At 50.1% G+C, this 18,132-nt stretch carries 21 protein-coding genes, 2 pseudogenes and 1 riboswitch; of the genes and pseudogenes, 8 read left to right on the forward strand and 15 right to left on the reverse strand.

The window, feature by feature from the left end:
* Positions 1 to 49: 49 nt before the first annotated feature.
* A riboswitch (yybP-ykoY riboswitch) is annotated at positions 50 to 236 on the forward strand.
* Between the two features lie 7 nt (positions 237 to 243).
* Positions 244 to 813, forward strand: coding sequence for a manganese efflux pump MntP (mntP, locus tag JOE25_RS08450; RefSeq protein WP_209634054.1), 570 nt, complete (start codon positions 244 to 246; stop codon positions 811 to 813).
* A 145-nt stretch (positions 814 to 958) separates the two neighbouring features.
* Here mntP and rlmA read toward each other — a convergent pair whose 3' ends face one another.
* Positions 959 to 1,780, reverse strand: coding sequence for a 23S rRNA (guanine(745)-N(1))-methyltransferase (gene rlmA / locus JOE25_RS08455; protein WP_209634056.1), 822 nt, complete (start codon positions 1,778 to 1,780; stop codon positions 959 to 961).
* Positions 1,781 to 1,924: 144 nt separating this feature from the next.
* Here rlmA and pgeF point away from each other — a divergent pair, with 144 nt between their 5' ends.
* Positions 1,925 to 2,641 carry a peptidoglycan editing factor PgeF gene (pgeF, locus tag JOE25_RS08460; RefSeq protein ID WP_209634058.1) on the forward strand — a complete coding sequence of 239 codons (717 nt, stop codon included), beginning with the start codon at positions 1,925 to 1,927 and terminating at the stop codon, positions 2,639 to 2,641.
* Between the two features lie 52 nt (positions 2,642 to 2,693).
* On the opposite strand, the gene cspE is transcribed toward pgeF, so the two are convergent.
* From cspE to JOE25_RS08475, 3 genes are all read right to left on the reverse strand, one after another.
* Complete coding sequence (gene cspE / locus JOE25_RS08465; RefSeq protein WP_002221949.1) at positions 2,694 to 2,903, reverse strand: transcription antiterminator/RNA stability regulator CspE; 210 nt, start codon at positions 2,901 to 2,903, stop codon at positions 2,694 to 2,696.
* A gap of 41 nt (positions 2,904 to 2,944) precedes the next feature.
* Positions 2,945 to 3,061: a DUF2627 domain-containing protein gene (locus JOE25_RS08470; RefSeq protein ID WP_071593021.1), complete on the reverse strand. Its 117-nt coding sequence runs from the start codon at positions 3,059 to 3,061 to the stop codon at positions 2,945 to 2,947.
* 876 nt (positions 3,062 to 3,937) lie between these two features.
* Entirely contained in the window at positions 3,938 to 4,936 is a 999-nt protein-coding gene (locus JOE25_RS08475) for an MBL fold metallo-hydrolase (RefSeq protein WP_209634060.1), read from the reverse strand.
* 223 nt (positions 4,937 to 5,159) lie between these two features.
* Between JOE25_RS08475 and JOE25_RS08480 the strand changes: the two genes are divergently transcribed.
* Positions 5,160 to 5,450, forward strand: coding sequence for a hypothetical protein (locus tag JOE25_RS08480; protein ID WP_209634062.1), 291 nt, complete (start codon positions 5,160 to 5,162; stop codon positions 5,448 to 5,450).
* 39 nt (positions 5,451 to 5,489) lie between these two features.
* Here JOE25_RS08480 and JOE25_RS08485 read toward each other — a convergent pair whose 3' ends face one another.
* From JOE25_RS08485 to JOE25_RS08495, 3 genes are all read right to left on the reverse strand, one after another.
* Positions 5,490 to 6,857 (reverse strand): amino acid permease, encoded by a 1,368-nt coding sequence (locus JOE25_RS08485; RefSeq protein ID WP_209634064.1) that lies wholly within the window; start codon positions 6,855 to 6,857, stop codon positions 5,490 to 5,492.
* 176 nt (positions 6,858 to 7,033) lie between these two features.
* Complete coding sequence (locus JOE25_RS08490; RefSeq protein ID WP_037419924.1) at positions 7,034 to 7,270, reverse strand: DUF4060 family protein; 237 nt, start codon at positions 7,268 to 7,270, stop codon at positions 7,034 to 7,036.
* 67 nt (positions 7,271 to 7,337) lie between these two features.
* Positions 7,338 to 7,652 (reverse strand): phage protein NinX family protein, encoded by a 315-nt coding sequence (locus tag JOE25_RS08495; RefSeq protein ID WP_209634066.1) that lies wholly within the window; start codon positions 7,650 to 7,652, stop codon positions 7,338 to 7,340.
* A 170-nt stretch (positions 7,653 to 7,822) separates the two neighbouring features.
* Between JOE25_RS08495 and fos the strand changes: the two genes are divergently transcribed.
* A complete protein-coding gene (gene fos, locus JOE25_RS08500; protein WP_209634068.1) occupies positions 7,823 to 8,230 on the forward strand; it encodes a fosfomycin resistance glutathione transferase in 408 nt (135 codons plus the stop codon).
* A gap of 49 nt (positions 8,231 to 8,279) precedes the next feature.
* Here fos and JOE25_RS08505 read toward each other — a convergent pair whose 3' ends face one another.
* Positions 8,280 to 8,552 (reverse strand): YebO family protein, encoded by a 273-nt coding sequence (locus JOE25_RS08505; RefSeq protein WP_209634070.1) that lies wholly within the window; start codon positions 8,550 to 8,552, stop codon positions 8,280 to 8,282.
* A 98-nt stretch (positions 8,553 to 8,650) separates the two neighbouring features.
* Positions 8,651 to 8,809, reverse strand: coding sequence for a PhoP/PhoQ regulator MgrB (locus tag JOE25_RS08510; RefSeq protein WP_073963402.1), 159 nt, complete (start codon positions 8,807 to 8,809; stop codon positions 8,651 to 8,653).
* Positions 8,810 to 8,975: 166 nt separating this feature from the next.
* Between JOE25_RS08510 and JOE25_RS08515 the strand changes: the two genes are divergently transcribed.
* On the forward strand, positions 8,976 to 9,209 hold the full coding sequence (locus JOE25_RS08515) for a YobH family protein (RefSeq protein WP_209634072.1): 234 nt from the start codon (positions 8,976 to 8,978) through the stop codon (positions 9,207 to 9,209).
* A gap of 42 nt (positions 9,210 to 9,251) precedes the next feature.
* Here the strand turns inward: JOE25_RS08515 and JOE25_RS08520 are convergent, their stop codons facing one another.
* Complete coding sequence (locus tag JOE25_RS08520) at positions 9,252 to 9,491, reverse strand: DUF2766 family protein (protein WP_004945684.1); 240 nt, start codon at positions 9,489 to 9,491, stop codon at positions 9,252 to 9,254.
* A 201-nt stretch (positions 9,492 to 9,692) separates the two neighbouring features.
* On the opposite strand from JOE25_RS08520, the gene JOE25_RS08525 reads away from it, so the two are divergent.
* Positions 9,693 to 9,905: a YccJ family protein gene (locus JOE25_RS08525; protein ID WP_037419942.1), complete on the forward strand. Its 213-nt coding sequence runs from the start codon at positions 9,693 to 9,695 to the stop codon at positions 9,903 to 9,905.
* Between the two features lie 454 nt (positions 9,906 to 10,359).
* Complete coding sequence (locus JOE25_RS08530) at positions 10,360 to 10,746, forward strand: helix-turn-helix domain-containing protein (protein ID WP_209634074.1); 387 nt, start codon at positions 10,360 to 10,362, stop codon at positions 10,744 to 10,746.
* A 29-nt stretch (positions 10,747 to 10,775) separates the two neighbouring features.
* On the opposite strand, the gene JOE25_RS08535 is transcribed toward JOE25_RS08530, so the two are convergent.
* The 3 genes and pseudogenes from JOE25_RS08535 to JOE25_RS08545 all read right to left on the reverse strand — a co-directional run bounded on the left by JOE25_RS08535 (position 10,776) and on the right by JOE25_RS08545 (position 12,802).
* Complete coding sequence (locus JOE25_RS08535) at positions 10,776 to 11,123, reverse strand: DUF1304 domain-containing protein (RefSeq protein WP_314588387.1); 348 nt, start codon at positions 11,121 to 11,123, stop codon at positions 10,776 to 10,778.
* 433 nt (positions 11,124 to 11,556) lie between these two features.
* Positions 11,557 to 12,075: pseudogene (locus tag JOE25_RS08540) on the reverse strand (pirin-like C-terminal cupin domain-containing protein); the annotation flags it as partial.
* A gap of 29 nt (positions 12,076 to 12,104) precedes the next feature.
* Positions 12,105 to 12,802, reverse strand: a protein-coding gene (locus JOE25_RS08545; RefSeq protein ID WP_209634078.1) for an IS1 family transposase whose coding sequence is annotated in 2 segments (ribosomal slippage) — positions 12,105 to 12,553 and positions 12,553 to 12,802 — 699 coding nt in all. Because the reading frame shifts where the segments join, the coding sequence is not laid out codon by codon here.
* Positions 12,803 to 12,961: 159 nt separating this feature from the next.
* Between JOE25_RS08545 and JOE25_RS08550 the strand changes: the two genes are divergently transcribed.
* The gene (locus tag JOE25_RS08550) at positions 12,962 to 13,516 is read left to right on the forward strand and encodes a hypothetical protein (protein ID WP_209634080.1); all 555 of its coding nucleotides are present in this window, start codon (positions 12,962 to 12,964) and stop codon (positions 13,514 to 13,516) included.
* Positions 13,517 to 14,114: 598 nt separating this feature from the next.
* Here JOE25_RS08550 and JOE25_RS26570 read toward each other — a convergent pair.
* Both JOE25_RS26570 and JOE25_RS08560 read right to left on the reverse strand, forming a co-directional pair.
* Positions 14,115 to 14,720: pseudogene (locus tag JOE25_RS26570) on the reverse strand (recombinase family protein); the annotation flags it as partial.
* 182 nt (positions 14,721 to 14,902) lie between these two features.
* Entirely contained in the window at positions 14,903 to 18,022 is a 3,120-nt protein-coding gene (locus JOE25_RS08560; RefSeq protein WP_064645503.1) for a type I restriction endonuclease subunit R, read from the reverse strand.
* Positions 18,023 to 18,132: the final 110 nt, after the last annotated feature.

An 18,132-nucleotide genomic window follows, 5' to 3' on the forward strand; every position in this document is an offset into this window, starting at 1 on the left:
TATCCGTTGGGAATAAAGGTTGTTGCCGGCGGAAATAATATGGTATGGTTGCGCCGTCATTGGGGAGTAGCCGGTTTCTGGACAATAAAACGCCAGAAACGCCCGTATCAACATACTCGTTTTTTCATTAAAACGTGGTGCGGGCAGCCAGGTAAGGTTGGCGAGACCATAGACACGTAACTCCGTCGTATGGTTGGGGGTGGGTTACGTGTATATGGAGCCGCCCGGCCGAGGCTATTTAACATGAACTTGTCAGCTACACTCATTCTCGCTTTTGGTATGTCTATGGATGCGTTTGCCGCATCGATCGGCAAAGGTGCCAGCCTACATCAACCCCGTTTCCGTGAAGCACTGCGCACCGGACTGATCTTCGGTGTGGTCGAAGCTATTACGCCAATCATTGGTTGGGGTATCGGCCTGTTTGCAAGCCAATACATTATGGAATGGGATCACTGGGTCGCTTTCTCGCTGCTGTTTATTCTCGGCACGCGCATGATTGTAGAAGGCGTCAGAAACCGCCCAGATGAAGTGGAAAAAGTGAAGCGCCACGGGTTCTGGTTACTGGTCGCTACCGCGATAGCCACCAGTCTTGACGCCATGGCTATCGGTGTCGGCCTGGCCTTCTTGCAAGTGAACATTGTGCATACCGCCATGGCCATTGGCATGGCCACCATGATTATGGCGACAATAGGCATGATGATTGGTCGCTTCATCGGTCCACTCCTCGGCAAACGTGCGGAGATCCTCGGCGGTGTGGTCTTGATCGGTATCGGCGTCAATATCCTGCTGGAGCATTTGGGCTACCTCGCCTGATACCGCTAAACGCGAGAAAACCTGCCAACGGCAGGTTTTTTTGTTTCTGTCCCCGATCAATCCATCTTGCCATCCGGCGCCTGCGGGAGGCTGGCAACGGTAAACGCAAGGACGCATTCAGCAAACCGACAACCTACACGCCGGCTTAATCAGCACGTCGGCGATAGAGCGCAATGACGAAATCCGTTTCGCACGCAAAGCGCTCACAGGCGCTCAGGCGTTGCTGGACCTCCGGGGAGGCCCGCCAGGCAAACGGCGTCATTTGCAACAGGTTGGCTGCCTGTTCTCCCGGAAGCGTCATCGGATACGACAGCGACTCAACCCGTTCACAGTCAAAACCCGCGAATTGCTCATCCTGTTCGTCATGCAGTTGCACCTGCTGATAGACCTGTTCTTTCAACTGATACAAATGGCGTGGGCCAGGCGATACCGTCACCACTGCCCCGCCGGGTTTGACTACCCGCGCCAGTTCTTCCGCCTTGCAGGGTGCATAAATACGCAGTATGGCGTCTAAAGAACCGTCGGCAAACGGCAGGCGGTGGCTTGATGCGACACAGAATGACACCGCCGGGTAACGCTTGGCCGCATAGCGAATTGCCACCTTCGCGACGTCCAACCCATAAACCCTGACCCCACGCTGTTGCGCCAACCGCGCGGCGACTTCCGCCGTGTAATACCCTTCACCGCAACCGATATCCAGCAGAGCCTGTGCGTCAGAAGACAACGCGTGATCCAGCAGCTCTGCCACGCGTTGCTGCAAAGGTTGATAGAAACCCGCATCAAGGAATGCACGCCGTGCCTGCATCATCTCTGCACTGTCACCCGGCTGTTTCGAACGCTTATGCTGCACCGGCATCAGGTTAACGTAGCCCTCTTTGGCACAGTCAAACTGGTGGTTAGCGTCACAACGCCATTGCTGATGAGAAAAATGAAGCGGCTGATGACACAACGGGCACTGATAAGACATGGTTTGGGTTCCAGAGAGATACGGCGCGGCTAGTCTAAAGAAGGCGTCTATGCGATGCAAGGCACATCCCGTATGGGCCTAGCCAAGGAGGAAAAAAACTGGCTACACTGATGTTAAGTTTTCTGACGCAGGCAAAAACGTTATATGACTGATTACTCTCCACTGCTCAACACCATTCCGTCCATTCAACACGGTTTCGGGAACAAGAGCGCACTGCTTCCTGGGCATTTACAGCCCTACTGCACCACCTTGCCGGAAAAAAAGCAGGTTCACGGCACGCGCATCGTTGACGTCACACAGGCAGCGCAACCTTGTGGTGAAGCTGATGGGTTCTATACCACCCAACCTGGCATTTTGCTTAGCGTGTTAACAGCGGACTGTCTGCCCGTTATTTTCAGTCGTCATGATGGTTCAGCGATTGCAGCCGTGCACGCTGGCTGGCGTGGGCTGCTGGACGGTATTCTGGAGCAACTGGCTGCACGTATCCGCCGTGATGACTCAACGGCCAACTGGGTGGCTTCCATCGGCCCTGCTGCCGGTCCATGCTGCTACGAGGTGAACGAAGAGCTGGTTGCGCGCTTCAAGCAACAGTTACCACTGCCCATGGCGTTAATCAGCCCCCACTATCGCCATTTGGACTTGGCGGCCATTGCCGAATCCAAACTCCGCGAGTTAGGGTTTGCCGGCGTTGACCTTGCCGGGAGCTGTACCATCTGCACGCCAAACACGGATCCTCTGCAGCCGCAGCGCTTCAAATACACCAGCTACCGGCGGAACAGCCACCGACGTGAGCAAGATCCGAGCCATCCGGGTATTACCGGACGTAATCAATACGCAGGTATTATTATTACCGGCGGATAATAGAAACGAAAAAACCCGCACCAAGGCGGGTTTTTTGTACAGCTGACGCTGATTAGATTGCAGTAACGTTTACTGCAGATGGGCCTTTCTGGCCATCTTGGATTTCGAACTCAACGTTCTGGCCTTCAGCCAGGGTTTTGAAGCCGTTACCCTGGATTGCAGAGAAGTGTACGAACACGTCTTTGCTGCCGTCAGCTGGAGTGATGAAACCGAAACCTTTAGACTCGTTGAACCACTTAACTTGACCTTTGATCTTTGCCATCTTGAGTATTTCCTTTGGATTGTTTAAACCGCCCGTAGGCGTTACATAGACAAACTAGAGTCGTTACTGCTTGAGGCACTAAGATAAGGATCGGCAGAGAAGCGGTATTCAACGCTAACGTTTTTACTCAGAACTTCTTTACTGAAAATGCCACACATATACAGAACTGTACCTCGTTTTACCCAGATGCGTTATCACATACTCTGTATTCGATGGCAAGCCATTTTTAATCACTGATGGAGCTGTCGCACATATTTGAAACGGTCGAGAGCAACATAAGCTTAAATAGACTAAAAGATGTTGAAGCCATAGCTATTTTCTGCTTAACACTTACGCCGCGCTACACTCCGCATCCTGACTGAATTTTAACAATTCTTTCATCCAATTGACCCACGCATGTTGCAACATATAAACCCTGCTTAACGCTTAGAACGTTAAAAATTTTGAATCTTTATGGAATTTCTTATACAACATTTGAATATCGATGAACGGGCGCATTGGATATCGGATGATCCGACCATTAGGCCGCCATCTGGATGGCCCAACGCGAATACCGCCGCCCGTCCACTACTCCGCCTACCCGCAGCAGTGAAATAATACAGAGGCTCATTATTGCCACAAGGGAGCATGAACATAATTTGTGCAGCGACGTTATCGCCCAAAAAATCAAATAACGTGCCACTTTAGGGTGCATAAGCATGCAAAATCAGAATTTACGCACTATGACCGTGCAGCAGCGATAAATAGCGGACTCATAACGGAGATTAAATAACGACAATAACATTGAGGTTTGTGGGAATGTACCGCGGAATTAAATCTTAAAAACAGAATGGGTATTTGCTCGGCCAATAACAATGTCCATTTGGTGTATTAATTTTACCTTTTCGCACGCATTGTCTCTATTGATAACGATACCGCGCCCCCGGTACTGGATTAACGCCCGTAACAGCCCCCTACGGCTACAACCCGCAACCAGGCTGGCCTGCGGGCAATCACATTGAGCATACCGGCCATGCAGACCAAAGGGTTAACGCTTAAGAGTTAGATTCAAACGCGATGCGCTCACCAATTTTGATTGGCCGGAACTGATGCTGCTCGATTCCCGCTGCACTCAACGCCAGATTTAATTGCTGAGGCGGTTCATCCAAAGACTCGTCAGCTAACTCAAAAACCCCCCAGTGGATCGGAATGACCCGTGGCGCATTTAATTGTTGGTACAGCGTCACCGACTGCTGCGGATCCATATGCTGTTCCTGCATGAACCAACGTGGTGCATAAGCGCCAATCGGCAAAGCCGCAACGTCAAACGGCCCTAAACGGGTGCCAATATCCGCCAAGCGCTCCGAATACCCGCTGTCGCCCGAGAAATAAAAACGCAGCGACGGATGATGTATCACCCAACCACACCACAGGGAACGGTTACGGTCCCAGAGCGTGCGCATACTCCAGTGCCGCGCAGGCGTGGCGTAGAACGTCAGATCGCCCAATTGCAGGCTATCCCACCAATCGAGCTCTTCAACACGCTGCAGACGATAACGCCTGAACCAATTTTTCAGCCCCAACGGGACAACAAAAGTCGCGTGTGGAAAACGCCGTGCCAACTGCCGAACCGTACGTCGGTCAAGGTGGTCATAATGATTGTGTGAGATTAAGACCACATCCACGGTGGGTAACTGCTTCACCGTCAACGGCGGTGGCGTTTTACGCTTCGGGCCATAGAAACTCAGCGGCGATGCGCGTTCCGACAATACCGGGTCGATCAGGACATAGTGGCCATCAAGACGCAGCAGCATTGAAGCATGCCCCAGCCACCAGATGCTATTATCGCTGCCGCTGAGGTCGGCACGCTGCCACCAGCGCTCGGTAAACTGCTGATACCCCATTTGCGGCGGTTTGGGTAACCCCTGCTGCTTACGTTCATCCTGCCAGCGCTTTAAATCCCCTTCCCGACGCAGTGAAGGCTCCGGGTTACGAAAGCCCTGCGGGGTATGGTGCGACTTGGCGGCATCATAGTAACGATTGGTTATCTTCATCCAGTTGCTCTCCTGACCACTGCGGACACCCCTGCACGGGCAGGTTCGCCAGCATAACAAGATTCGCGAACATCACGTGTTGTGAACCGTGCTCACCGTGGGGACCTTTTCGCGTATTGTGTTGTCACAGTCCTTACGAGAATGCCAGGGCCGCCTAGAGCCTGTTAAGCATCTCTTAAGATCCTTGTGATTTACTTATAGGACATTCAGAAAAGGAGAAGTTATGAGCCGTTCTACATCACGCAAATCACGTGTTCGTATGGGCCGTATCCGCAGCGCGATGCTGGCGCAGATGCAGTATTGGAAAATGTATGCCGCAATGAAACTACGTCGAGTACGTGTGCCGGCACCGCTGATGGTGTTATTGGGTGCGCTGGTCAGTTTCTTCATGCTGGGCGTGCTGATGCTTAGCGTGGTCGCTATCGATATCATCACCACCCTGTTCCTGCTGTGCAGGAAACTCTTGGGGTTGGGCCGCACGGATCCAGGCAATGCCTTTATGCCACGCAGCTAAAGCGTGAACCGGAGGCGCATCAGGCGCCTCCGTTAACGACTACCGACGTACTTTCGCGTTTTTACGGCGCGTCAGCATAAATCCTATCCACAACAGCAAGATCCACACCGGCATCAACAAGACCGATATACGGATCCCTTCGCTGAAATACATGATCACCAGAATCAGGCTGAGGAACACCAGGCACAGATAGTTGCCAAACGGGTACCACAACGCCTTGAACACCGGGATGACGCCTTGGCGATTTTTCGCCGCACGGAACCGCAGGTGTGCCAGGCAAATCATCACCCAGTTAATCACCAGGGTGGACACCACTAACGCCATCAGCAACTCAAACGCCTTACCGGGCATCACATAGTTGATCAGCACACCCACCGACGTCACCAGGGCCGACAGCGCAATTGACAGCATCGGCACACCGCGCTTGTTTACGCGTGTGAGTGCCTTGGGGGCATTCCCCTGCGTCGCCAAGCCAAACAGCATGCGGCTGTTGGCATAGACTCCGCTGTTGTATACCGACAGCGCGGCCGTCAGTACCACCACGTTAAGGAGCGTCGCCACCAGGGTGCTGTCCAGCGCATGGAAAATCATGACGAACGGGCTACCGCCTTCCACGACTTTGTCCCACGGATAGAGCGAAAGCAGTACCGTCAACGAACCAATATAAAAAATCAGGATGCGATACACCACCTGGTTAGTGGCCTTTGGAATGCTGCGACGAGGGTCTGCCGCTTCGGCGGCAGTGATACCGACCATCTCCAGCCCACCGAATGAGAACATGATCACGGCCATCGCCATCACCAGCCCTTCGACGCCATGCGGCATAAAACCGCCCTGTTCCCACAGGTTATTGATGCTGGCTTGCGGACCGCCATTGCCACTGGCTAACAGCCAGGCGCCAAAAACGATCATGCCGACGATTGCCACCACTTTGATGATGGCAAACCAAAATTCGGTTTCGCCATACAGCCGGACATTCACCAGATTGATCGCATTAATCAGTACAAAAAACACGGCGGCGGAAACCCAGGTCGGGATGTCTGGCCACCAATATTGAATATAAATGCCGACGGCCGTCAGTTCGGCCATACCGACCAAAATGAACATCGCCCAGTAGTTCCAACCCGACAGAAAGCCGGCGAAATCGCCCCAGTATTTATAAGCAAAATGGCTAAATGACCCGGCTACCGGCTCCTCAACCACCATTTCACCCAATTGGCGCATAATCAAAAAAGCGATAAAACCGCCGATCGCATAGCCCAATAGCACCGAAGGACCCGCCATTTTAATGGTTTGCGCGATGCCAAGAAACAGCCCGGTGCCAATGGCGCCCCCCAGGGCGATAAGTTGTATGTGTCTATTTTTCAAGCCGCGTTTTAGCGGGGTATCCTGCTGCTGACCGCCCATCTTATCCTCATTTGGCGTGGGATCCTGTCGCTTCTGCGCAAGATTTCGCCAATTAATAAATGTATCTGCGGGCGGCTTTTTAACACTTAACCCCGTGAGCATCAAGGAGTAGCGCCCCGGCAAGGGTGGCCAGGGCGCTATTTTATACGGGGAATAACGGCAAAGTTGGGGCGTTTTTAACCCGACAAACCGCACAGTTTAGTGAGATTCCGGGCGCCGATCATCAGCGTTGCGACGTAGGATTGGCGACGAGTTACCACCTCTACGGCCACACGATCGTTTTGATATTTTATCAGGTAGGTTGAAGGCCAGCCCTGTCGGCGCTGACCGAAGCTTTCGGCATGACGATCGATTGCCGCATGGGCAATCACCAGATGAGACAAGTTTTTATCACCTTTAATAATGCGCTTCATAAACAGGCTCCGCCAGAGACAGTTCTGTTGTCATAAAAAGGGAAAAATCATCAGTAATTCTGGTGTTTCAACTTACCATTTCGCTGTTTTGCTGACTCAGCAGGAAGCAGATCATCGCGGCGCGCAGTGGGCTGTTGCTGTCTGCCTGCCACTCGCCACGCTGGGTAATCATACGGGCCTGCCACTGCGGGTTATCACTTTGGCTATCGGCATTCAGACTGATTTTGTTGGCGCAGATAATCGGCCAGGCATCGGAGGGATTCTTGCAATAATCTTTACCTTTAACGCCGCCATAGGGATACCATTTATCCGGATTTTCTCCGGTGATCAACGCAATGCTGCGGTTCACCTCGGCGTCGCTTTCTTCATACCATTTAATCATCGGCTTTATCCATCTTTCGTAGAGTTGGCGCTACATTACGATGCCAATACGACAGATTTATGACAACAGGATGGCTTTTCACATTATCCATACTAATGTTTTTCAGGCTTTAACTTTTCACCGCGGCTGATTACACTTTTCCTGGTTTATCTTGCTCTGGAATGACCCTCATGCTGAACGGCCTTAACCACCTGACACTCGCGGTTTGCGACGTCAATCGTAGCTTCGATTTCTATAGCAACCTGTTGGGCTTTGTGCCGCAGGCTCGCTGGCAAAACGGAGCCTATTTGTCTCTTGGGGAGCTATGGATGTGTTTGTCATTGGACCCCGCACGGGCAGTAAACGCAGCAAGCGACTATACCCATTATGCATTTAGCGTTGCTGCGGCAGATTTCGCCGCGGTTGCATTGCGGCTGCGTCAGGCAGGCGTTAAAGAGTGGAAAACCAACCGCAGCGAGGGAGAATCGCTGTACTTTCTCGACCCCGATGGGCATCAATTAGAAATACACAGTGGTGATTTGGCGAGCCGCCTTGCGGCATGCCGCGCGCAGCCCTATCAGGGGATGGAGTTTTTCTGAGCACGGCGGGTGGCGTAAGGTTCGCCCCACCACCCGGCCCACTCATTGATTAACGCTCAGGGATAAAACCTTTGAAATCCAGCGCAGGACTGAGATCATCATCGTCAGTTACGCTATCGCCACGCGCGCTCTGCACCAGGCTTTTCAATAATGCCGTTTGCTGACGCTGCTGCTCGGCAATGTCCTGCAGCAGACGAATTTGTTCATTGGCACGCACACTGGCGCGATTCACCAGGAACCAGACCCATAATCCCACCACCAGCGCCAACCCGGCGATGGCCAGTGATACCAGGCCATTAAGACCAAAACCTAAATCGTACATGGAAACCCTACCTACTGCTAAAAACAGGCGGACATCTTAGCACTCTGGATATGGACGCGAACATCGTGATTGAAAATTGTTACGCACCGCTGCGCAGTTCACCATGGAACAAAGCGGGTGACGGAGCAAATCCCCAACGCAAAAGTGCCTCCTTCATCGCAATAGCTATCCAGCGCCAGCAGATAAAAAAATACGCAGGCCGCGAGGAAGGCGATTATCACGAAGATTTTTTTCCGCAACAAATTTAGCAGCCTCATTGTTATCTTGATAATCTATTGAACATGCTATCACAGACAACTTAAACGAAGTTTAACCTGTCGTTTAGAAACCCGCTTGAAGGCGATTTTTCAGATTGTTACCGTTGCCCCCGATGTCTGCGCATGGCTATATCATCGCAGCGACAAAACATTACAAGGAGTCCCAATGGGCAAACTGATGAAGTGGGTGGTAACGCTGGCGGTGCTGTACGGCGTATTTTTATTTTCGGGGTATGGCGTGCTGGTCGGCAGCAATAAAAACGTGGGTGGCTTAGGATTACAATGCAAGTACATGACAGCGCGCAATCTGGTGATAGCGCAATATCTGCACGGTGATAACGGGCTGATTGGCGTGTCGGACTGCCCACTGTTTAAGAAAATCGAAACGGTGGTGGATTAATCACCACCGTCCAGAACCGCCGCTGCGCGGCGGTTCCCGCACTTAGTTGCGGGTAAACTTCATTTCAATCAGTGCAATCGCTTTCTCGATCGCCCGCCGGGTCACGGGATCAGCACCGGCAGGGTGCGTGGAAAAATCGATGCTTTTCAGTTGGCTTGCCATCTTGTCACGCACCTCGGTTGGTGCAATAACGTCGATAACATCCAAAATCTGCTTGATCACCAGTTGACAGGCAACCAGGTCGGAGGCCAATTCCTGATCGTTGCTCAGCATGTCAGACATAATTACTTTCCTTCTTAATTCAGACGCCGCACAGAATAGCATGCCGCCTGGCGCTTTGCCGCCTCCTGTCCGTTTGCCACTGAATTTTAAACGTTCTTGCGCATTGCGCGTCAAAACACGCGACTAAATTGACCTATACTCAAGGTTTGAACGCTGCGTCTATCGACGTAACCCTCAGCCACAACCCAACAGGAGAAAGTTATGGCAAACCACAATGTGAAATCCTGGGCTACCGTGCGTGAAACCTCGGTTGAGATTGCCGAAGCTATTTTTGAACTGGCAAAAAATGATGAAGTTCTGGCACAAAAAATCTGGGAAGAAGGCAGTGATGAAGCGCTGCAAATCGCATTTGCCAAAACCAGTGCCGACCAACTGTACTGGGGAGAAGAAACCGTAGAGCGGAAAAACGTCTGATTGGATTGCACTTACCAATAAAAAGCCCGGGTCACTTACGCGCCCAGGCTTTTTCGAAAGTCTATCAACCCCCATTTGGGGTTAGGCTGTTCCCTGATATCACGGCTCTTCACCTCCCACACCTTCCGCATTATTCATTCTCATCACCGGTGTCACCATGAAAGCGGCAACACCCACAATTACAACCAGAGTAATAATCACTGTCATTAACATGCGATCACCCCATCAACGCTGAATTGTCACGGCTGACTCTGCTTAGGCTATTATTTATTGCGACCTGAACCACTTTATCAGCGGTAGCGGGCAACTTCAGATTAGCCGTTTTCCCTTCTCACTGACAAGCCACTTAACGATGGTTTTTCCGAATAATTTCACCTTGGTGCGGGCGGCTTTTTGTCCGTGGCGGCAAGTTGTGTATACTTCAGCGCTATGTAGATCTCACACAGACGCACTGATGATACAAGAACATCACCTCTCATTAGTCTGCGCCCTCAGTAAATGGGTCGAAACTCACCTTGGACGAGTGATCCATCTCGAAGAGCTGGCCGAATACTCCGGTTACTCTCTGTGGCACATGCAGAAGCTGTTTAAAGAAGCGACAGGGACCTCGCTGGGTAAGTACATCCGTGAGCGTAGGCTTGCCGGTGCGGTTTACCAATTGCGCAGCAGTGACGCCTCTATTTTTGACATCGCGCTCGATTTTGGTTTTGGCTCACAATCACATTTCACGTATATGTTCAGAAAACGGTTCAATATCACGCCTTATGATTTTAGGCAGGATCTGAGCGTGGATCTGCACATCGCTCCGCCGCTGCACGTTATTCATCAGAAAACCGCCTGACTCGCTTTCCCGCCGCCCCTCACGGCGGGTTAATGTACCCATATCACGATCAACAAGGCAACCAATGCAGGCAGCGCTTGTACTCTGAGAATCTTACGGCTTGCCGTTAACCCACCGAAGACCCCTGCCACCAACACACAGCCCAGGAAGAACACCTGCACAGCGGGATCGGCACGCCAGACGCCCCATACCAGGCCTGCCGCCAAAAATCCGTTGTACAGCCCCTGATTGGCGGCCAATATCCGCGTTGCCGCCGCAAACTCTGCGGTGGTCGCGAACACGCGCCTGCCCGTCGGCTTCTGCCAAAGAAACATTTCCAGGATCAGGATATACAGATGAATCGCGGCAATTAACAACACGACTACGTTAGAAAGAATTATCATTGCACTTCACAAGGTTAATCAGCTATTGGTTTAATAAGTATTAACCGTTTTTAGAATATTGAGAATATCCAGTCATAAAAAAACCCGCCGCAGCGGGTTTATTGCATAATCATTCAGAGTTAGTTCAGAGCAACAACCAGCATGGCTGCTATTGAGATCCAAAACACCGCCGTTGCAATAACAACATGGGACAATCTTGCACGATAGAGTACTTGGCTCATAATAACCTCACAGACTTCTGACTAGCGGTAGATAACATCACTTCTTGGAAGTTATCTTAATCCACTGCTCCGACCATTTATTTGCGCCAGATCACTATTTCCCAGATAAACTATATCGGTACGAAAACATGGAGTTGTGATCACATTAATTTAACGTTAATAGAGCCAAATGAATAAAACACTCCCGCTGTTATAGCTCGAAGATATCAAACATCGCTCCAGGGCAGGTGTGGCGCGGCCATCCGAGGGCCTGAATAGCCAACAACATCGGGGAAACGTATATTCCCCTGCTCCCAGTCACGCTGTGCACGCGTAATCTCTGCCTTGCTGTGCCCAACAAAATTCCACCAAATGAGAATCTCCTCGTTTAATGGCAACCCACCGATGAATAATGCACGACTACCCTTCGTGCCATGTAACTCGATACGGTTAAGATTCTTACCTAAATAGGCAAATTCATCAGGTGAAAATTTTTCATCATTAACCTCAAATGCACCAATAAGGGGCAAAAAGCCTATTTCAAAATCTTCTCGCACAGGAAGCTGCAAATATCCGTCTTCCTGCCATTCCAAATCAATGGCGATTAACGGTGAAAACGTTATAACGGGAGAACGGTATTGTTGAAATTCTCCCACCAGCAACGTCTGCTTAACCCCAGCGCTCAGCCAAGACGGCAAGTCTGAATAATGATCAAAGCGCGGCGACATGTCAGCATATTCGGCGGGGGTCATGTATTCAATGTGTTGATGCTCCATCAAACGTAGTGCTCACGTTCAATGAAAGTGCCAATGATCCTGTCATGCATTTCTGCTAACTTTGAATATCCCAGCGTCTTACGATTGAGTCTTTTCAAACGGTTACGCAACGTCAGATTTTCACGCTCAATACGCTGTGTATACAGCTTACCAACGATATGCTTTGCTTTTGGTAGTTTTTCGTTGTAAGCCCTGTAACCATCAGTGCACCAGAAAGCCACACTGAACCCCGACAGCAGTTTCAGCAATTTACACAGCGTTTTCTTGCTTCTGGAGCCAAAAACATGGGCGATAATCCGCTTCAACCGCGGCTCCCATACGTACCACAGCCAGCGCTGCCGTTTCTTGTTGCCAACAAATGACCACATTTCATCCACTTCGCAAATCAGTTGAATTTTCAGGTTATCCAGTGGCAGCGTTGTTACATTCCTGGGTGAGAGTTTTTTAAAGTGCGTACAACGGCATTGATACTGATATGTAACGCCCTTGCGGTGTCACGAATACCGGCATTATTCATTGCCAAGTCAACGATTTGCTCTTTCATTCCAGGTTGGCAGGCGCGATAGGCATAATCGAGCTGGAAGGTGCGTTTACAGGTCTGACAACGGTAACGCTGATGACCACTTTTGCCGTGACCGTGTTTCTTAACAGGGTCTGTTTGTTCACAAAACGGACACCTTACATCAACTTTAGCCATCATATCCCCGCATCAAAAGCAGAGATCTTACACCATAATCAACATATTGAATACTTGACCCTACCACACTGGCGCATCAATGGAGGCTGCTTGTGCGGCGCTACGCGGCTATAATAAAGTTAATAACATCTATGTTGCAGCGCTTACCTGGAGATAACCATGACGACGATTTTCGTTGCTGGCTCTATAACCATCAAAGAACTTGATCCGCTCATTATCGAACGGTTGAAGAAGATTGTTAATAAAAAATATCGTGTGGTTGTTGGCGACGCTAACGGCGTAGACTCATCAGTACAGCAAGCGCTGCTGAAGTTACAATGCGATAACACTACGGTTTTCAGCAGTTCACCAAAGCCACGAAACAACTTAGGTGCGTGGCCTGTGAATGTCGTAAAAACAGAATTCCGGCGCGGAACCCGTGAGTTTTACACAGCTAAAGATCTTCAGATGGCCGAAAAGGCTGATTGTGGTCTGATGGTGTGGGACTGCAAAAGTCCAGGTACGCTTAACAACGTTGTAGAACTGCTTTTGCGAAATAAGTATTCGGTGGTGTTCGTAAACAAAATACGGGACTTTGTGAAGGTTAAAACGCCTGACGACATTGATACCCTTATAAAAATGATGACAACGACAGATTTAGAAAAGGCAGAAGACAAAATCAGTCTAAGTGGCAAGCTAGCGCGTTTAAAAAACAATCAAATGGCTTTGCTGTAATCCTTAAATTCAATAAACCCAACCGTAGCCAAGCGGTTGGGTTATGTCCTTCTCCGGGTTAAGGTCCGCGATAATTTTCATGTCTAAACCTTATTTGTGTATTTACTCATTTGAGTTTAATTATGAACATAAACTTAAATGAGTAAACGTGCCTATATGTGTAAATGAGTATATGTGTATCTTTAGGGGGTGGAACTTGCGGGGAATGTTGGTTCTAACTGCTACTAGTGACTTATTGCCAACCACCATCGTATTCCTTCCAGCCCTGATTGGTCGCATCATTGGTTAGCGCCATGTCATCGACCACGCAGTTACGTATCTCAGCGGTGCGGTAAATTTCGTCAAAAAGTTCGTCAATCTGCTCTTTCAAATCAGCCTCATCGCTATACGTAAAAATCAGGCTGTACTCGTTGTTGTCCAACACCTTTCCGTCATAGTCGCACTCAACCAGCCAGGCAATATCTTCTCTGACCTTTTTCTTCCCTCGGGTAAATTTGCTGCCGTTCTGCACCGGCACCCATAGTGTGGTTGTCACGGAAAACGGGAGAGTGCTTTCAGATTGCAAGGAAGGTGAGGGGAGAGCAGAAGAGGCGGAAAGCTTAATTGCACGGCTTATAGTGCCGCGACTGCATCCGATGATTTTCTGAACTTGGCTCCAGGAGCTACCGCTGGCCAGCAGCCGATTAATGGCATCATGCCTGACTTTGTTTACTCTGCGTCCCTGGTATTTACCTTCAACTTTAGCGCGGGCTATTCCCTGCTTCTGGCGTTCCCGGCGCTGTTCGTAGTCACGTCTGGCCACTGCGGCCAGCATATCAAGCAGCATGTCATTAATCGCCGAAAACATCCGGTTATCAAAATCGGCCAGCCTGGGAGATAAATGTAGCCAGGTAGTGGGAACATTAACGGCCACGACTCTTATATCTTTCCTGGCAATCATTTTCTTGAGCGTGTTCCAGTCGTCTCCTGCCAACCTAGAGAGGCGATCAACATCTTCTATCAAAAGTACATCACCAGGGCGGCTGTCCTTAATCAAGCGAAAAAGCTCAGGACGATCTAAGCGGGTTCCTGATTCGTTCTCAGCATAATAATTACAAATGATAACTTTATGCTCAAGGGCAAAACGGTCAAGCATATCACGAGCGCGTTGTGCATCCTGCTCACTGGTGGAAGCTCTGAGGTAAGCACGAACAAACATAGGCATAGTGCTTTTTAACTCCTCTAATGATACTGGTTCGTTTTGGGTGGCCATTGAATAATCATAGAGTACCGAATGATGTGAGTTCGGTATAGGGATACTTATACAGTACCGATAAGTCGAACTATTAGAGCTTTACCGAATAGACGGAGTGGAGTAGGGCAAAACGCCCCCTCCACTGACGGGAGTCAGATCTGCCCACCCACGCCTTTGAACTTCTCAATAAATGCCCCTATCTTCTGGAAAACGGTCTGCTTTTTGGTTTTGTACTGCGGATTGAGTGGACTGAGTTTTGGCAGCGTCTCGTTAAGCTCCGTACCGTTTTCCGTCGCATATTCGCGCTTCAGTGAGGCCTTGATATACCGGCGTGCCGCCGCCTCATTCAGGTTCTCCTCTTTTATCAGGGCGTCGACTTCACGCTGTTGCGCCTGCTGAGCAAAGGTAAAGAACGCATCAATAATCCCGGCTTTATCGGGCATCTCATCGAGGTTTGTTTGCTCTATGAAGTCGACAATCAGGCCTTCTTTGGCACGGTTACCCAGACTGCCGCGGATTAAACGCCGCACTTCTTCTATCAGTGTTGTTTTACTCGTGTTCTTTTTTTTATGTTCGAAAATCAGCCCAAGAATATAGTCGAGGTTAATCTCCTGAGACTTCAGTAAATCCACCTCAAACACCACGTCTTCCCAGTCAACGGTGGACGCGTCTTTATCATTGGCGGATTTCTCCCGGCGCAGCCAGTCCCGGATATCATTGTAGGCTGAACGGTAGTCCTGGATTTTTCGCTCAGCCGGTAGGCGTAGAATCTGAAGTTCAGCAAGCTTTTCGTCATCCAGATAATGCGCTGCTTTGAAGGCTTCCGCCGCGTCCGGGTCGCTGATGTCGACTTTTTGTAAGGCTTTGAGTGTGGTAAATTCATCGTAGTTCTGAAGGATGTTTTCAGCGCGCAGGTACTCGCCAAACAGTTTTACAAAGGCCTTTTTTTCTTTATCTGATTCAATCGCTGCCGGGTCGGAGAATCGCTGTTCCAGCTCCGTAACCACGTCCATAAAGCCGCGCTTTGCCTCACCGGTGACGATATCGGTAAAGCCGTCCATATACTCCTTATAGCTTTTTTCCAGCACGACATTTTTGGTGTTATTGTCCCCGAACAGGGTAATGGCATCCACCGTAGCCAGCTCTAAATCCCGGAACGTGACAATATTGCCGAACGTCTTGGTAGCATCATAAATCCGGTTGGTGCGTGAAAACGCCTGCATCAGTCCGTGATAGCGCAGGTTTTTATCCACAAACAGGGTATTCAGCGTCGGGGCATCAAAGCCGGTTAAAAACATTCCGACGACAATCAGCAAATCAATGTCCTGGTTTTTTACCCGTAGCGCGAGGTCCCGGTAGTAGTTCTGAAAGCCGTTGCTGTCGGTGCTGAAGTTAGTTTTAAACTGGGTGTTGTAATCGCCTATTGCCGCATCCAGAAACTCTTTCGCGCTGCTGTTCATGGCGGTGACATCAAAGCTTTCATCCGTGATGTCGCCCACGGCGTCCTGCGTTTCATTGGCGGCAAAGGAGAAAATGGTCGCCACCCTCAGCGGCTTGTACGAGCCGTCAGCATCGGCGGCATTCTGCTGCTGTTTTTTGAAGGCTTCGTAATAGGCCTTAGCCGCATCAACACTGCTCACGGCAAACAGGGCATTAAAGCCCCTGCCACCCGGGAAGGTGCGGTGTGTTTTTTGTCGGAAATTTTTCAGGATGTACTGCGTTATTTCCTGAATACGCATCGGGTGAAGAAAGGCGTGCTTGTTTTCGGCGGCACTGAGTTTTTTCTCGTCCGTTTCGGTTTCCATTTGTTTAAACTGCGGGCGGACATCGTTGTAATCGACTTTAAACTTCAGCACCTTATCATCACGAATGGCATCGGTGATGACATAGGAGTGGAGTTCGCGACCGAACACATCCGCCGTGGTTTCTGCACCCAGCGCATTTTGCGGAAAGATAGGTGTACCGGTAAAGCCGAACTGATAAAACCGTTTGAATTTCTTCTTCAGGTTTTTCTGCGCTTCGCCGAACTGGCTGCGGTGACACTCATCGAAAATGAAAACCACCTGCTGACGGTAGACCGGTAAGTCTGCTTCACCTTTCATTAGGTTGTTCAGCTTCTGAATGGTGGTGACAATGATTTTGTTGTCGTCTTTTTCCAGGTTTCCTTTCAGTCCTGCCGTGCTGTCAGAGCCATTGACGCTGTCGGGGGAAAAACGCTGATATTCCTTCATGGTCTGGAAATCGAGGTCTTTTCGGTCGACCACAAAGAAGACTTTATCAATGAAGTCCAGTTCGGTTGCCAGGCGTGCGGCTTTGAAGCTGGTCAGGGTTTTTCCGGAGCCTGTGGTGTGCCAGATAAAGCCCCCGCTTTCCGTGGTGCTCCAGTTTTTTGCCTGATAAGCGCTGTTCATCTTCCACAGGATCCGCTCGGTCGCCGCTATCTGATAAGGGCGCATGACCAGCAGGTTATTGCTGATATCAAAGACGGTGTAATGAAACAGGATGTTCAGCAGGGTGTTTTTCTGGAAAAAAGTGGCGGTGAAATCTTTCAGGTCTTTAATCAGCGTGTTATCGGATTTGGCCCAGTTCATCGTGAAGTCAAAACTGTTTTTGTCCCGCTTGGTGGTGTTGGCAAAGTAACGGGTGTCGGTGCCATTGGAAATCACAAACAGTTGCAGGTACTTAAACAGCGAGTTATCGGTGTTGAAGCTTTCTTTGCTGTAACGGTGTATCTGGTTAAAGGCTTCACGAATGGCCACACCGCGTTTTTTCAGCTCCACCTGTACCAGCGGCAGGCCGTTGACCAGGAGCGTGACGTCATAGCGATTGGCGTGTGACCCCGCCTGCTCAAACTGCTGGATAGCCTGGACTTTGTTACGGGTGAGGTTTTTCTTGTCAATGAGATAGATGTTGTCCAGATGCCCGTCATCAAAGGTAAAATCGCAGATATAGTCCGTATGCAGCTTGCGGGTCTTGTCGAGACTGCTGTCGCTCGGGCTGTCCAGATACTGCTCAGTAAAGCGTCGCCATTCGCTTTCGTTAAAGGCGACGTTGTTCAGTGCCTGGAGTTGCGTTCTGACATTCGCCAGCATAGATGCCTGCGATTTTACGCCCGACAGAAACTCATAGCCCTGATTGCTCAGGTCCTGAAGCAGTTCACGCTCTAAGTCGGATTCACTCTGATAACTGTCACCGGCTTCCCATTCTTTGCTGTATTTATCCAGCACGATGAAGTTATTTGATTCTGCGATGGTCTTTGTTTGATGAGTCATAACGCTCCCTTTTGCTGTGTGGCAAAGGTAACTAGTGCCTGAATCCTGCCCGGCACCGGTGAGTGAATAAAAGCGGGCTGTTATCTTGCCGGGGATGATGCGCCTCACCG

Source organism: Serratia sp. PL17, assembly GCF_017832355.1.
In the GTDB taxonomy this organism is placed as follows: domain Bacteria; phylum Pseudomonadota; class Gammaproteobacteria; order Enterobacterales; family Enterobacteriaceae; genus Serratia.

Excerpts from the sequence above, each read along its gene's own strand:
- mntP (WP_209634054.1), top strand. The coding sequence starts at position 244 with ATGAACTTGTCAGCTACACTCATTCTCGCTTTTGGTATGTCTATGGAT.
- rlmA (WP_209634056.1), bottom strand. The coding sequence starts at position 1,780 with ATGTCTTATCAGTGCCCGTTGTGTCATCAGCCGCTTCATTTTTCTCAT.
- pgeF (WP_209634058.1), top strand. The coding sequence starts at position 1,925 with ATGACTGATTACTCTCCACTGCTCAACACCATTCCGTCCATTCAACAC.
- cspE (WP_002221949.1), bottom strand. The coding sequence starts at position 2,903 with ATGGCAAAGATCAAAGGTCAAGTTAAGTGGTTCAACGAGTCTAAAGGT.
- JOE25_RS08470 (WP_071593021.1), bottom strand. The coding sequence starts at position 3,061 with ATGTGTGGCATTTTCAGTAAAGAAGTTCTGAGTAAAAACGTTAGCGTT.
- JOE25_RS08475 (WP_209634060.1), bottom strand. The coding sequence starts at position 4,936 with ATGAAGATAACCAATCGTTACTATGATGCCGCCAAGTCGCACCATACC.
- JOE25_RS08480 (WP_209634062.1), top strand. The coding sequence starts at position 5,160 with ATGAGCCGTTCTACATCACGCAAATCACGTGTTCGTATGGGCCGTATC.
- JOE25_RS08485 (WP_209634064.1), bottom strand. The coding sequence starts at position 6,857 with ATGGGCGGTCAGCAGCAGGATACCCCGCTAAAACGCGGCTTGAAAAAT.
- JOE25_RS08490 (WP_037419924.1), bottom strand. The coding sequence starts at position 7,270 with ATGAAGCGCATTATTAAAGGTGATAAAAACTTGTCTCATCTGGTGATT.
- JOE25_RS08495 (WP_209634066.1), bottom strand. The coding sequence starts at position 7,652 with ATGATTAAATGGTATGAAGAAAGCGACGCCGAGGTGAACCGCAGCATT.
- fos (WP_209634068.1), top strand. The coding sequence starts at position 7,823 with ATGCTGAACGGCCTTAACCACCTGACACTCGCGGTTTGCGACGTCAAT.
- JOE25_RS08505 (WP_209634070.1), bottom strand. The coding sequence starts at position 8,552 with ATGTACGATTTAGGTTTTGGTCTTAATGGCCTGGTATCACTGGCCATC.
- JOE25_RS08510 (WP_073963402.1), bottom strand. The coding sequence starts at position 8,809 with ATGAGGCTGCTAAATTTGTTGCGGAAAAAAATCTTCGTGATAATCGCC.
- JOE25_RS08515 (WP_209634072.1), top strand. The coding sequence starts at position 8,976 with ATGGGCAAACTGATGAAGTGGGTGGTAACGCTGGCGGTGCTGTACGGC.
- JOE25_RS08520 (WP_004945684.1), bottom strand. The coding sequence starts at position 9,491 with ATGTCTGACATGCTGAGCAACGATCAGGAATTGGCCTCCGACCTGGTT.
- JOE25_RS08525 (WP_037419942.1), top strand. The coding sequence starts at position 9,693 with ATGGCAAACCACAATGTGAAATCCTGGGCTACCGTGCGTGAAACCTCG.
- JOE25_RS08530 (WP_209634074.1), top strand. The coding sequence starts at position 10,360 with ATGATACAAGAACATCACCTCTCATTAGTCTGCGCCCTCAGTAAATGG.
- JOE25_RS08550 (WP_209634080.1), top strand. The coding sequence starts at position 12,962 with ATGACGACGATTTTCGTTGCTGGCTCTATAACCATCAAAGAACTTGAT.
- JOE25_RS08560 (WP_064645503.1), bottom strand. The coding sequence starts at position 18,022 with ATGACTCATCAAACAAAGACCATCGCAGAATCAAATAACTTCATCGTG.